We start from the raw sequence: 15572 nt of genomic DNA, 5'->3' as shown, positions 1-15572 counted from the left end.
AATTAACAATTAGATTTTATTTACTACGTATACGCATAAAAAAAGCCCTTTGTAGAGGGCTTTTTTTATGCGTTATACTATTCTTTTTCATCTTCATATTTATTAAGAATCAGTAGCTTCAGTCGTCTTTGGGCTATTTATGAGGTATCTCTATGCTATTGCGCTATTTTTGCCCTGTACACCTGATCAAGTGTATGTGTTGGAAGAAAATAGCTAGCAAAACACTCCCATTTATTTATTGAAAAAAACAGGTACATCTGTTAGTACTTGATGTGTCCATGGTATGGATATATCTAGGTATGTACTGATGTGCGCTAATAACTAAATTCTATTATGAGAAGAAAAACAATTTTTTTTAAGCGCGTAGGTATTATGTGTATACAGCTGTTAATTTTGACCTCTGTCACATCCTATGCTCAAGTATCAAATGGGCAACAAGAATCATTTGATTATGAATCAGAATTAGTACGATCTGTACCCATACCTAATTCTCCAGAGGCAGAAGCCTTTACACAATACGGAAACACACCGGTTAATATGTATGCGGGGTCTCCTGAAATTGGAATTCCTATCTACACGCATCAGGGAAGAGAACTTAATCTTCCTGTAAGTCTAAGCTATGATGCTTCAGGTATTAAAGTAGAGCAACTCGCAACGAGTGCTGGATTAGGTTGGAATCTAGCCATTGGAGGACGTATTTCTCGTATCACTAATGGGAATCCAGATGATTATATTCAATCAGGAATCACTCCCTACAAAAGTTTTTGGAATGATAGTGTGCGAGATAAAATGCTAGCATATCGTGATGAAAGTACTTGGTTTGCTTCTCGTGATTCTGTAGTGCAGTATTTTGACTTTATGAATCGTATTAGTATCAATGAAGACGAAACACAACCAGATTTCTTTAGCTTAAACGCGATTGGCATTAATGATTATATCGCTTTTGATGTTGCCACACGGCAAGCCTACGCACTCAACAATCCTAATATTATAGTTGATTTTACAACAAGTCCTGCCGCAGCAAATGGAATGCGTAGTATCACTAAATGGACAATAACGGGTGCAGATGGTACAAAGTATTATTTTGATAAAGCAGAAGTAACAGATTATGATGGAGACGATATGAATCAAAATTTTGCGGTTACTAAAATATATAATTCTTCTTGGGTTTTGACCAAAATAGAATCTGCTAACAGAAGAGATACATACACGTTTAATTATACTAAGCTGCCTTTTTGGACACAGAATTTTAGTGTTTCTGGATTCTCTTCGTATACCTATACCATAAATGATAATACACCTAATACGGTTCCTGCCCCTCCGTATGTAACAACATCTGTTCCTTATATCAGAATAGAACAACAGCGATTAGATACGATTCTCCATAATGGAAAAGAGATTGTGTCCATTACGTATCAAAATCGTTATGATATAGGTGCATCTGATGCCATTGATGCGATTACCATCAAGGACGGTGCTACACAGGATTATAAAACGTATAATTTTCTTACGTCTTATTTTGGCATTAATGACAGTCAATCACCAAATGGACAACAAGCTTCAGATATCCGATTAAAACTCAATGGTATTGATATTACATCAAACACAGGCGATCTCTATCAAAAATACCGTTTTGAGTATTTTTCTCCTGATCAAGTACCTTCTGTAGTTAGTAAAGGTCAAGACTATATGGGGTATTATAATGGGCAAGGATCAAATACTGTATTATTTCCAGAAGTAACGGTAGGCCAACATACGTTTAACGGGGCTGATCGTTCTGTTAGTTTTAGTGATGCGATCAAGGGAACACTTTCTAGAATTTACTATCCCACAGGAGGATATACTGATTTTGAGTACGAGCCTCATACTACTCCTGCAGAAATCGCAGATATTAATGAGAATACTCAGAATCAAATATATGGAATTCAAACGCTTGTAGGGAATCTTGATGAGAATGTATCCTGTACTGATCCTGGAGCCTTTTGTGATTGCAGTGGTGGAAATTCAATAGGGTGGTGTGCTGATGAATATGGAGCTACAGGAAAACCTAATTCCAGCAACACAAGTTTTGATATTCAAGAAGCAGGAAATTACACGGTAAAATATGTAGAGACCAATAATAATGGAGGAAATGTGCCCACAGGATTAGGCATGATCGCTACTATTTTTAAAGCCTCAAACGCTACGAGTTGTGGACCACAACCCATACTCGATATTGATGAAATTATTGACTTAGGCACTGGTAACTTATTAATTGATAATGTAGCTCTTGTTTTTAATAATGATCTTCATATAACGCAGCTTGATAGTAACAAAGAGATGAACGTTTATTTGACACCTGGCTGCTATCAAATGCTGTTAGTCAATCCTAATGATAATATTACACAATTAGCACGAGTAAGCCGAGTTGAAACTATTCTAGATGACGAACAAGAACTAGCAGATGTACAAAGAGCAGGGATCCGTATTAAAACGATTAAAGATTATACTGATACCTCAGAACTGGCAACAGAGAAAGAGTATCTCTACAGAGTAGAAAAAACTTCCTCAGGTAAATCTTCCGGAAATATCATCTTCAAACCTCAATTTTATACTATAACCAATGGGTTAAGTATTGGAGAAGATTGTATGCTTGTAGATGCTACTTCTATTTTTGTAACAGGAGTATCTAGTGGAGGTAGTCAGCCCCATGTTGCTTACTCCCGTGTTTATGAGATTTTTAAAAAAGGAACAACTCAAGAAGATAATGAAGGCTATATACAACATGATTTTTATATTGATCAACATACTGGACTCTATTCTTCAGGAGTGGCTCCTAATGTAAGTTCCTATAGACCTTCACTAGCCGTTGGACAAGAAGTAAATACCAAAGTCTATGACACTTCTGGAAACACTTTACAACAAATCTCAAGTGAATTAGCTGATAATGCATCTGCATACACGTATTTTGGGAGTTTTGGAATCTATGTGATTAATAAGCCAGAAAAGCAAGCGAATATCTTAGTGACAAAATCTTATGTAAATGGTTTTACTTATGATTTTCAACAGAAGAATTTCGGACAGTATAGTTCAGGTGATACAGGTGTTGAAATAGATAATACAGGAGGGATTAGTGAAACAGGCAATGTTAATGCTGAATGTGCTTATACATATCCAGCTCCGCCTTTAGAAGATTGGAATCAACATATTACCTCTTACATCCCTTCTTTTGAGATGAGAACCTCTTTTGCTCAGGGAGCTGTAGGTGGGATGATACAACAAGTGTCAACACAATTTTTTGACACCCCATCAGATAATAAGCAATTACAAACCACGGTAGATTATGAATATGATAACAGTATCGGGCACCTTGTAAGAAAGAAAACAACAACCTTTGATGCAGATGAACAGATAGAACAAGAGTATATCTACTCATCAGAGCTTACAGAAAGTGTGTATTTGCAAATGCAGGCACGTAACCAAGTTCAAATGCCTATCATCGTGACCACTACAGTTGATAATGCAGTGAATACTAGAAAAAGCAACTATATCGTTGCCGGTAATGGATTTTATCCTGCTTCCATTGAGATTACCAATAATCTTATAGATCCAGCGACAGGATTGTCATCTTCAAACCCCAATGAAGAGCGTATTTTCTTTGAATATTACACCAGTGGACTTATCAAAGCATCTTATCAATTGGATGTCTCTACAGGTGGTGGAACCCCCTCTGTTTTGGATAGAGTTAATGAAGTCACGTATATCTGGGGATATGATAATAGGTATCCCATTGCAAAAATTGTAAATGCATCCTACTCAGAAGTGTCTTCGTATGTCACTTCTCTAGTTAGTCTTGCACAGGCAGACAATGATAGGACATTTGGATACCTAGGTAATGAAGGAGCGCTAAGACAAGCATTAGATGTTATGCGTAACGATCCTGCACTTAGTCATACCCAAATAAGTTCCTATACCTACGATCCATTAATAGGAGTCACTTCTATGACTGATCCTCGTGGCTATACGATGTACTACGAATACGACACCTTGTATAGACTTCAATCTGTTAAAGATGCAACAGGTAATATCTTAACTAGAAATGAATACAATTATAAAATCAATAACTAATACAATCAGTAAGATGAAAAAAATAATCATATTCGTATTGTTGATGTTTCCAGTATTTGTTATTGGACAAACAACAACAGAAAATTACGTAAAGACAACAGTTTATCAAGTCGCTACCCAAACAGGAGTCGTTGATGAACAACAGAAAATTGAAAGTATCACCTACTATGATGGCTTAGGAAGAGCGGAGCAATCGGTCTCGGTGAAGGCAGGTGGAAATAAACAAAATATCGTACAAATGGTTACCTATGATTCTTTAGGACGTATCAGTAAACAGTATTTACCTTATGCAACAGCGACCGAGATTACAAATCCACTTGATTTTACAAATCAAGGAATCCTAAAAAGTAGTATTGAAACTTTTTATAATACCACTAAGTATGAAAATACTTTGAACCCTTATAGTGAAACGCTCTTTGAAAATTCCCCGCTTAGTAGGCCACTCCGACAGGGAGCGCCTGGCAACAGTTGGAAAATTCAAAAAGACACCATCGCAGACCATACCGTTCATTTTGTATACGATACAAATACAGTAAGTACGCAAGGTGAAGAAGGAGATGATGTGTTACATTTTGAAGTAATCTTTAATGGGACAGATGTAACCCAACCATCATTACAACTTATAGGTGTTCATTCAGAAAATAGATTATCAAAAACCATTATACAAGACGAGAATTTTGAACAACGCATGGAAGCCGTAGGGCCTCCTCCAGGGCCTTTTGATCCTCCTCAGGAGTATGTGATGGTAGAGAGTGGTGATCATGCCATAGAAGAATTTACAAATAAGAAAGGACAAGTCGTTTTAAAAAGAACTTATGATCAAGAGATTCCACACGACACCTATTATATCTATGATGATTTTGGAAATCTAACTTTTGTACTGTCACCAGAAGCAAGTAATCAAATAATTGATAGTAATAATCTCCTCGTTAGTAACTATCAAGAAATACTTGATAAGTTAGGATATCAATATAAATACGATTATCGTAATCGTCTTATTGAAAAGAAAGTTCCTGCCAAAGGATGGGAGTATATTTTTTATGATGTGTTAGACCGTCCTGTATTAACACAAGATGCCCGCTTACGCGAAAACAACCAATACCTGTTTACAAAATACGACGCACTCAACCGTGTGGTATATACAGGCATGTATCAAGCAACGGGAGGGGGTTCTAGTACTTCTATACAAACAACCATCAATAATCAAAGTAGTTTTAATGAAACACGAACAGCCGCCACAAGTATAGGAAATGATACGATCTATTACTCAAATGGTGTATTTCCAACAAGTACTATTACAGTACACACGGTAAATTATTACGATAGTTATGCAGATCATACTGGTATTACCCTACCTACTATAGTATTTGGAAAGTCATTAACGAGTAACACGAAAGGACTTCCTACCGTAGCTAAAGTTCGCGTATTAGGTACTGACGATTGGATTACGACCGTCACAGGATATGATGAGAAGGCACGACCTATCTACGGGGTAAGTGTTAATACCTATTTGGATACCGAAGACACTTCTGAATCACGATTAGATTTTACAGGAAAAGTGGTGGAAAGCAAAACCACACACCAAAAAACAGGACATCAAACAATGGTTACTAAAGATTATTATACGTATGATCATCAAGATAGATTACTTACTCAAGCACAACAAATAAATACAGAACCATTACAACTGATTGCCAGTAATACTTATGACGAATTAGGGCAATTAGAGTCCAAACGAGTAGGCGGAAAACTATTTGATAATGCTTACAAAGATATTGTGGATGTAAGTGTGTCAAATGATGGGACACTGATTACAAAAATAAGTCCTAAAGATTTATATAATGCAGGATTATCTACTACAAAAAAAATAGATGGTGATGGCATACTATCTTTTACAAATGTGGTTGCCAATAAACGCTATATGGTGGGGTTTAACGATTCTAGTAATTCAGCTTCTTCTGACGAAATTGATTATGGTTTCTTATTTGCGTGGAATAATCCTGGAAGGTATCGCGTACGAATACGTGAAGGAGGCGTAACGACCTATATTACAGGGTATATTAATTTTGGAGCAGAAGATCATTTTGCCATTCAAAGACAAGGAAATGTACTTTCTTTTATTCAAAATGGGACGGTGGTAGCGACACATACGATGACACAATCCTTTCCTTCTTTAGTAGGAGACATCTCAATGCGAGATCAAGGTGCAACAATACGGAATTTTGGCGTATATGCTCCTACTGCAGCGACAAGTCTTCAAAAAGTAGATTATGCCTATAATGTAAGAGGATGGCTTACGGATATCAATCCTGTTGGCTTTGGAGGTAGTGTTGATTTATTCACATTTAAACTCTATTATGACACTACAGAAGGTTTTGATACTACACAAGGTATGACTCCAACGCCTCTGTATAATGGAAATATTGCTCAGACTGTTTGGAGTACAGCCAACACAGATTCACAAGAAAGAAGTTATGCGTACACCTATGATGCGTTAAACAGAATTACTATGGCATCTAGCGGAAAAGGAATCGATTTTAATACTAAAGATGCGTTTTCACTCTATGGTGTAAGCTATGATCAAAACGGGAACATAATGACCCTCAAAAGAGATCACCAAGCAGGAGCCACTACGATTTCACTCATGGATGACTTAACGTACACTTATGTAGGCAATCAACTACAAAACGTAGATGATCTATCAAGTAATCCCCAAGGATTTAAAGAGGGAGTAGGATTTGGAGATGATTATACCTATGATGTGAATGGGAATCTGACAGCAGATCAAAATAAAAAGATTACAAGTATTGTATATAATCATTTAAATTTACCTACAACTATCATTATAAATGAAGTAGGAGGTCAAAACGGAACAATTACGTATATTTATGATGCCACAGGAATCAAACTCGCAAAAGTGCTCGTAGACAACTCACAAGGAATCACTAAAACCACCTCCTATGCAGGTGGCTATATCTATGAGGATAATGGGACAGTGGAGAGTTTGCAGCTGTTTTCGCATCCAGAAGGTTATGTAGAACCCTCAACGACGCTAGGTGGTGCAGCCTTTCAATATGCGTTTAACTATACAGACCACTTAGGAAATGTACGACTTACCTATGCTGACAGTAATGATGATGGTACTATCCAGCCCTCAAGTGAAATCATCTCAGAAAAGCATTACTATCCCTTTGGATTGGAACACTCTGGTTACAATGACGTAGTTACATCGAATAAAAATGATGTTGCGGAACGATTTATGTTTGGTGGAAAGGAATACGGACAAGAACTTGGACTGGATTGGTATGATATTTCTGCGCGTAACTATGATCCTGCACTAGGAAGATGGATGAATATTGACCCACTTGCAGAAGCAATGAGAAGACATTCTCCGTATAATTATGCGTTTGATAACCCTATTTATTTTACCGATCCTGATGGTATGAGCCCTCAAGGATGTTGCGAGGGATTAGTACAATGGTTTAAAGATGCTGCTGCAGGTCTTAGTAGGGTATTAAATGGCGGGGTGTCTCCTGATGTTCCTGTTGGAAGTCCTAGAGATTATTCAAGTAGAACAAGTTCTCGGCCAACAAAAAATATCACAGGTAATTATTTTGGTGATATGGTTGTAAACTTAATGGGCTATCAAGATTTTAAACAAGCAAGAAATGGGGATCCAACAGCTCAATTTAGAGTTATCACTAGTGTAATGCTTGCTGCACTTCCAGAAAGTAGAGCAGGGACTAAAAGTTCATCATCAAGCTTAAAGCTTTTTAGGTCAGGTACGAAAAGTGGTAATTTACTCAACTATACTGTAAAAGGTGGATCAAAAGATATTACTACAGGTTCTGCTGTATTATCTGAGAAGGGTATTTTACAACTAGACTTTAATGTTCCGAGCAACTTAAAAAGACAAGGTATTGGAACAGAAATGTTTGATGATGCGATAAAGACTTTTGGAGATGATATTACTGGAGTAGAAGGGTTATGGACATATGATAGTAATGGTAATATGTCTGATAATCTAAAATCTTTTATTGATAATGTAGATTGGATGGGAGGAAGTATGACACCAGAACAAGCTGCATTTAATACAATTACTGGAAAATGGGCTAAGGAGAATGGTTTTACAAATGTTAATATATTATCTAATGAAATTGATGAAGTGAATGTTATATTTACAAAACCGAATGAATAATGAATTATATGTATTGTATTGGAAATGATAAGGAAAATATATACTTTTTTTCTAAAGAGTCTGAAGCCTATTTATCATTAGAAAGAATTTTTGAAAAAATTAGTTTTAATAAATTTTCACATTTTCAGAATCTATATTCTTTTAATATTGATTCTGTATGTGAACAAAAGTTAATTCTTTCTGAAATTAAAATCTTACTTATCTCAAGTTTTGACCATCAAGATTTTTTCTTAGATGATTATTTAAGTTATATTGATTATTTAGAAGAGTATAAAAAAACAATTGCACATTTAAGAGATTCTAAATCAAAAAAAATAAGAGCTTTAATTAAGCTCTACATAACTATCTATCGAACAATGATAAGTCTACACATTATTGAGTTTAAAAGGTATGATCCTAGTGGTAGTGATGTTTAAAATAGGTGAGGTAGTAAACTGGTGTTTTTGAGATATTGAATATTTTGATATTTGATTATCAGCATTATAAATGAAGAATGAGTCTCAATTTAGAGACTCATTCCCCCGCTAGCGCTCGTCTGTGACGGGTGCCGTCAAGAGTAAGAAATCATATAATAGAATAAAAAGCCATACGTGACATACGTATGGCTTTTTGTATTTTTAGGAAATGAGTAGGAAATACAAGTTTTATAATACGAGTGGCGCGTACTTTGTAAGTTTTGCAACGGTATATTGGATAGATGTATTTACGAGGGAATTATATTTTAAAGTATTAGCCGATAGTATAGATTATTGCAGAGAACATAAAGGAATGGAAGTATTTGCTTATTGTTTTATGCCAAGCCATGTACATTTAATCTTTAGAGATGATCAAGAGAATCCTAGTGCATTACTCAGAGATTTTAAGAAGTTTACTGCCAAGAAAATGATTGCCAGTATACAAGAAAACCCTCAAGAGAGCAGAAAAGAGTGGTTGTTATGGATGATGGAACAAGCTGCTAAGAAAAAAGGAAATATTGCTAAATATCAATTTTGGCAACATCATAATAAACCTATTGAATTATGGAGCCCAAAAGTAATCAAACAAAAATTAGATTATATTCATAACAATCCTGTTGTTTCTGGTTTTGTAATTAACCCTGTGGACTGGAAATACTCAAGCGCTAGAAATATAGCAGATGATCCTGATGTAGCACTTGAGATTGATCCTATAGGATTTCTAGCTTAAATGTTTGTGGGCACTCGTTGCAAACGAGCGCTAGCGGGGGCACGTTTTTTGAAAAACTCTTAATTTATAATTAACATTCTATTATCCAATTAAATAACAGTAGTAAAAGCTTTATCAATTATTAAATTTTAGTTAAATTTGAGATCAACTTTTTTAATCAACAATAACACACAAAAATGGATCATAAAGAATACAGATTAAAAATCAGACAAAATGACACACTAGAAAGTTCTTTTGAAAAACTAGAAGAGTGTATTAAAGGAGAATCTGATTGTATTGAAATAATTGAAAAACCAGTAATTGTTAAAACTCCAAAATTAGGTTATTTTCATAAATGGCATAGTTCTATCAGGATGAAGAATACTCCTGAATGTGAACTAGAATTTAGAAACAGAATTTCTAATAATGACCATTTTAGTATTCAAAGAATTAAAACTCGTTTAGTATAGTAGTTTAATCGAATGACTCATATAAAAAGGCTTTACGATAAGAAACATTTTGATAAAATCCTTGAGCATAATCAAAATGACATAGAGAATTGGGAAAAATTTTATCCTAATCACAGAGATTGGATCAAAAAGGCAATTTTTGACCTTAAAGAAAATAATTTTAGAAGAATTGCTTTTGGAGGTTTTTATATTGAACACCGTTATCGAACAGATGTTTTATGCGCTTCTGCAATTGTCAAAAAGAATCCCTTTACACCATATCTTGAAATTAAAAACTTGGTTGTTTTTGACCAACCAGACAATGAAATATATCCCGATTTTGAATACAAGATTAAAGATTTAATTATCAAACATATAAAAGGATATGCTCAACAAAGAGGATTCCCAAAGCTTGTAACTGAATTAGTGAATAAGGATACCAAAGATCGAGAACTGATAAAATTATTCTTAGATAATAATTTTATAATATCAGGGAAACAGTACAGTAGATATAAAGAAAATGATGATATCGTATATTTAATTTGTTCTATTAATCCAATTTATGGTTTCGATCCCTATGACAATGAAAGCCTAACTAAATGGTTACTTAACAAGTATTTAAAATGTGATCACATAAATGGGTCAGAAAGAAAATCAGCTGAAATTGTAGAATATTTAGACGAATTAGATGATATTGGTGAGCCAAAAAAAAAATTAAAAAAGAAGAAATACTTAGAATTTTATACAGGGAAAAACTATTTAAAAGATATAGAGTCAAAATTTAATTTTAAGAGAAAAGCTATTTTGCTAGAAGAATATTATGCAAAAAATAATTCATTTACCAAAATAGACGAAATTAGCCTAGGGTATCAAAATGATCAAAATTGTTTTCTGTTTAATTTTTGTGATATTCCCTTATCAAAAGACATTATTTCTAAATATATAGTATTTGAAAAATCAGAAATAGATACACTTTCTGGGATAAATAAAGAAAGAGATTATCAGAATAGGTTCCCATATAAAAATGTTGGAGGGTTTGTGTTAATTTCAAACAAAGAGAAATTCCCTTTCAATAAATTAAGAGAAAACTTTAAATCTAATACGACATCTGTTTATATCAAATTAGGAAGTGTGGGGAAATACGTTACACCAGATATGCCATTATATTTGGCCTATTACCCTACTCATTCTAATAAAAACACTCTTAAAGTATGGGGTAAAATAGAATCTATAGATGAACCTGATTATATATCTTTAGAAAAACTTAGTAATAAAAGTCAAGTTAATCATAATACTTATGGTGAGCATTTATTTGATAGAATTTCTCATACAGAATCTAAACCTTTATGGACATTAGAACAATTTGATGAGCATAATTCTTACAATGCTACAAATCATGTAATTTGCTTTTATTTTAAAAATATTGAATTATTTAGTGAATTCGAAGAAATAGATCTTGATCTAATACTAGACGATAAAAGTTATTTTAATGACATTGAAAAAATATTTGATTTTTATTTAAGTAAAAATGAAGTAAATCAATTAAATAAAATAATTGAAGAAAGCAATAATTATAGAAATAAGAATTTAGTAGCTTCAAGTGACGACAACATCCCTAACAGATTTCGAATTGAAATTGAACAGCAACTAAATGAGCAGTATAAAGAGTTAGCTCGATATAGGAGAAAGAAGAGTGATCAATTAGATGATAAATTAAAGGAGAAATTTCAAAAGGAAATAGAAAACACTAAAAAGAATATAACGGAGATTAAGGAAGATTTTTTAATTCTTATAGTTGAATCTGGAATTCTTAACAAACAGAAAATTGAACAACAACTTAAATATATTTCTGAATCTATAGAAAATAAGTTTACAGATATTAGTATAAAGTTGAGTGATTTAAAAAGTAGTAATAATGAAGTTAATGAGAATATTCTTAAAATTCGTGATACATTAGATGTTGATGAGGTTAATAAAGATGAAAAAACTAAAAAAGATGCTGAGCAACTAGTAGGTTATGTTATTGAAAAAGTTAAAGAATATAAGCTTGATATTAAAGAGGAGATAATTAAAGAAGAGGATTTTTTTAAATTGAATACTAGTGCAAAACTCAAATTATCAATACCTATTATACCTGCAATTCTAAAATATGAAGCTGACCTACTTAAAATAAGTGCAGATGATAATATTTCTTCCTGGAAAGATTTGTATAGAATATTTTTTAAAAGAAAGAAATAATTTTTCGGTATGTTGTTTGAATAAAAAATATGGATTTCAGAAACAATAGGCTATTGTATTGCCTTTAAAATAGGATGTTCATTGCAATAAATGTTTTAAGAATCTAAGGCCTACTCAAAAAAGGTCAAAAGCTCTTAAAAAACACCCTTAGTTACTATCCCTTTGGATTGCAACAAAAAGGGTACAACGACGTAGTTACGAGTAATGCTAACTCCATGGCGGAGAAGTTTGCCTTTGGCGGAAAAGAATACGGAGAAGAACTTGGATTGGATTGGTATGATATTTCTGCTCGTAATTATGATCCTGCAATGTTGCCCAGTAGTTTTCTTTTTCATTAAAATTCTTATTTGATACTACTACTTATACTTAATAAACATGTATTAGTATAGTTACATATAGCATATGAATAGAATACGAAAAGTTGTAAAGATGATGCGTACGCTTTCGCGAAAGCGTATAAAGAAAAAAATTCTTAAGAAATCTTCACCCCATACTTAGTCAGTAATCCGTATACTTCATCTTTAGAAAACTGGGCACCTTTTACCTTAGTGCGATCAAGATCTATGGTGTAATTTTGAGCGGTTCTAAAATCTGCTTTTTGAAGATCGGTTTGATCAAAAATGGCATTTGTAAGATCACAATTTGAAAACACAGCTTCTGATAAATTGGCTTCTGTAAAATCGGTTTCTTTGAGCGAACAGTCCTTAAAATGAGTTTTGGTGAGGTTGAGTTTGTAGCAATTGGCAAGATCCATCACACAATCCTCTAGGTGTATAGACCACATAAAATCATTGCAAACACTGAGATCTGCACCGACCATTTTACATCCTTTAAAAACGACATCATTGAGCGTTGTCCCACCAAACTTGGTATTGGTAAAATTACAGTCAGTAAATGTACATTCTAAAAAAGAGGTATTGGAAAGATGAAGTGCCGGAAATAAGCAATCCGTAAACGTACAGTTGTCATATTCTCCCGCAGTAAATCCTTTCACTGTATAGTCAATCTCTTTATACTGTTGATCTAAAAATAGTTGGGACATTGCTTTGCGTTCTTTTTATCTCTAAAGATATAACCTCCCAAATTCCTGCATCGTATTTTTCTTTTTTTGGGATTTGATACCTCGTATGGGGTATCGAGGTAATTCATTACTCTTTGATCGGCATAAAAACTTCCGCCTTCCATTGGAGTTCGTCACCCCCCATATTTGGGTTGTTATAAAAAACTTCGACAGGGGTGAGGTCAATGGGAATATTGTGGCTTTTGGCGTAGGTTTCTAAGGCATACCAAGCGCGATCTGAAGTAATATAATTACCGTTATAGGTAGCTTTGAGGGCTTTCTGGCTATGGTATTGCTTGTATCGAATCTCTGGATGCTCAGGTAAACTATCGCTTTTGATAATAGGAAAACAGAAATTATACGAGATACTATCCGTTTTTGTATTCCAATTAGTGACTTCTACAAAGGGCGTTCCATTAAGCGTTACATCCCCTTGAAGCATGATTTGTGTTAATAAGGAATAATTATACATCATCCCTTTTGCTTTTTCGGCTTGTTGTCCTTTTAACGGCACGTACGCCACATAGGTAGCCCTAGTGCTATCTTGCCCGTTAACCGTTACTCTCGTCCGCTTTAAATGCAAATTAAGCACATCATAAAATTCTTTCACTGTTGCTTCAGAGCGTTTCTCAATGGCAGTAGTTGAAAACGGAATCGTCAGCTTATTGGCAAGGCTATGAGCTTCATCTTTTATATAGACTTTTACCCGAGAAGTCGAGTCGGTAGTTGCTTCTATTTTCCAAGTGTATGTATGAATGGAATCGCCAAAGTTAAACTGCTGGGTAAGCTCATCAAACTTAGATTGATCGATGAGTTGTGTACCTTCAATACCCGCATACCAGGATTTAATGGATTGATTAATCGTTCCTACCGTTGTTTTTGCGGGAAAACGGACCACATAGTCATAAGGCTTTATAAACAGATACCAAAGAACAGCTACCATAAAAAGCAAGAAAAGAATACGTCCGATCTTTTTCATAGAAGTCTTAGTTTGAAACTTGATCTTTATTCACTTTCATTTTGAGGGTAGCATTGACAAATCGACCAATATTTTTTCCTTGGACCAATCCGTTATCTACCGCAGCGCGGTAATGAATTCCTCCATACAGTCTACTCACCGCTGCTTCACTCGCGGCATCTCTAAAGGATGAGAAGCTTCGTACAGGAAGTCCAAAAGGTAATTCGGTATCATCTATAAAAGAGAAACCATCGCCAAAAATACTCGTCAGTGCTTCTGCCGCAGCTCCAGAAACTACCGAGTGTCCGCTCACGTATTCTGGAAAAGGAGGGGTTTGTAAAATAGGCTGCCAGTTATCATTAAAATGCTCATTAATCAGCGTTTCTGGGCGTACCAAATTACTACGGTATTTTTCATCCCAACAGCTTATAAAGGCATCGGCAATCGCAAGGGATGTTTTTGTGTACGTGTACATGGTTTGCATTACGTCATGCCCTGCATTTCTAGACGCAATTTTAGCAATCCCAATCCAGTGTGCACCAGGGGTGATTTTTTTGGTCGCAAACATGAGATGTCCGCGCGTCACAGAAACATAGGGGTTACAATCCCAAAACTGTGCAATGGCAATTTCTTCGGCGTCATCTCCTTTGGCAGTGATGCTTTCGCTGATGTCATACACTTCTTTGAGTTCTTTGTAAAAATCTGAATTCTCATCCATCGAATAGGCAGGCGGTGGCACGGGTTTAAACTGGGATGCCGAGTCAATCACAAAAGGACGAATTTTATTCCAATGGGGTTCGATACCATCGCCGTAGGAAGGCGGGGTAGGTTGCCATCTGGAAGGGTCGTCTGTGATCACAGAAAACTTAGGCATGGTACGCGTTTCTTTGTACATGTCGCCATCCATCCACGCTGCCACATGATCGGCTACTGCAAGACCGTAGGTTTTAGATACGGTGTATTCAGTAGGATTTTTTGTATTCCAAAGTTGGTACAAGCTATCTCTATAAGGTGTAATTTTATCTTCCGAAAAGACCAAACGTCTACTTAAATCTATGTGCGCTACGAGCGCAGCAAGCTCATAGTTGAGGTTTTCAGTGGTAGTAGGTGTTGGAATGGCTGTAAAGTCGGTAAGCTGATTCGCTAGCGAGTTGTATTCGTTGTTAGTACTTGACAGAATCTCATAAGCAGCCACATTTGGGTAGGCATAAATTCGGCTTGCTTGTGGCGGAGAGAAGATATCATGAATCATCACTTGGGTCACATTATTGACCGAGGTGTGAAAATCTTCAGCGGTAATCACAATAGGCTCCATGGGTTTTTCTTCACAGGCTGTAAAGGAAATCACCAGTAGTAACGCTCCAAAACATCGGGATATCAGTGTATGTGTCATCATGC

The 15572-nt window shown here is 35.1% G+C and carries 10 protein-coding genes; 7 read left to right on the top strand and 3 right to left on the bottom strand.

Going from position 1 to position 15572, the window contains the following annotated elements:
* The first annotated feature begins 333 nt into the window (after positions 1–333).
* The 7 genes from ACFO3O_RS09085 to ACFO3O_RS09055 all read left to right on the top strand — a co-directional run bounded on the left by ACFO3O_RS09085 (position 334) and on the right by ACFO3O_RS09055 (position 12494).
* Positions 334–4107, top strand: a complete 3774-nt coding sequence (locus tag ACFO3O_RS09085) for an RHS repeat domain-containing protein (RefSeq protein WP_379978284.1) — start codon at positions 334–336, stop codon at positions 4105–4107.
* A 13-nt stretch (positions 4108–4120) separates the two neighbouring features.
* Positions 4121–8305, top strand: a complete 4185-nt coding sequence (locus ACFO3O_RS09080; RefSeq protein ID WP_379978283.1) for a DUF6443 domain-containing protein — start codon at positions 4121–4123, stop codon at positions 8303–8305.
* Positions 8305–8721, top strand: coding sequence for a hypothetical protein (locus ACFO3O_RS09075; RefSeq protein WP_379978282.1), 417 nt, complete (start codon positions 8305–8307; stop codon positions 8719–8721). Before ACFO3O_RS09080 ends, ACFO3O_RS09075 begins: the two co-directional genes overlap by 1 nt.
* A gap of 208 nt (positions 8722–8929) precedes the next feature.
* Complete coding sequence (locus ACFO3O_RS09070) at positions 8930–9490, top strand: REP-associated tyrosine transposase (RefSeq protein WP_379978281.1); 561 nt, start codon at positions 8930–8932, stop codon at positions 9488–9490.
* Positions 9491–9666: 176 nt separating this feature from the next.
* Positions 9667–9939: a hypothetical protein gene (locus ACFO3O_RS09065; protein ID WP_379978280.1), complete on the top strand. Its 273-nt coding sequence runs from the start codon at positions 9667–9669 to the stop codon at positions 9937–9939.
* 12 nt (positions 9940–9951) lie between these two features.
* Positions 9952–12156, top strand: a complete 2205-nt coding sequence (locus ACFO3O_RS09060; protein ID WP_379978279.1) for a hypothetical protein — start codon at positions 9952–9954, stop codon at positions 12154–12156.
* Positions 12157–12323: 167 nt separating this feature from the next.
* Positions 12324–12494, top strand: a complete 171-nt coding sequence (locus ACFO3O_RS09055; RefSeq protein ID WP_379978278.1) for a hypothetical protein — start codon at positions 12324–12326, stop codon at positions 12492–12494.
* A 134-nt stretch (positions 12495–12628) separates the two neighbouring features.
* Here the strand turns inward: ACFO3O_RS09055 and ACFO3O_RS09050 are convergent, their stop codons facing one another.
* The 3 genes from ACFO3O_RS09050 to ACFO3O_RS09040 all read right to left on the bottom strand — a co-directional run bounded on the left by ACFO3O_RS09050 (position 12629) and on the right by ACFO3O_RS09040 (position 15570).
* Positions 12629–13198: a pentapeptide repeat-containing protein gene (locus tag ACFO3O_RS09050; RefSeq protein ID WP_379978277.1), complete on the bottom strand. Its 570-nt coding sequence runs from the start codon at positions 13196–13198 to the stop codon at positions 12629–12631.
* Positions 13199–13304: 106 nt separating this feature from the next.
* Positions 13305–14195: a GyrI-like domain-containing protein gene (locus ACFO3O_RS09045; protein WP_379978276.1), complete on the bottom strand. Its 891-nt coding sequence runs from the start codon at positions 14193–14195 to the stop codon at positions 13305–13307.
* Positions 14196–14202: 7 nt separating this feature from the next.
* On the bottom strand, positions 14203–15570 hold the full coding sequence (locus ACFO3O_RS09040) for a vanadium-dependent haloperoxidase (RefSeq protein WP_379978275.1): 1368 nt from the start codon (positions 15568–15570) through the stop codon (positions 14203–14205).
* Positions 15571–15572 lie beyond the last annotated feature (2 nt).

The sequence above is a fragment of the Dokdonia ponticola genome (assembly GCF_042653865.1).
Lineage (GTDB): Bacteria > Bacteroidota > Bacteroidia > Flavobacteriales > Flavobacteriaceae > Dokdonia > Dokdonia ponticola.
The sequence above is the reverse complement of the archived record's forward strand: the minus strand, read 5'-3'. Positions and strand labels throughout refer to the sequence as shown.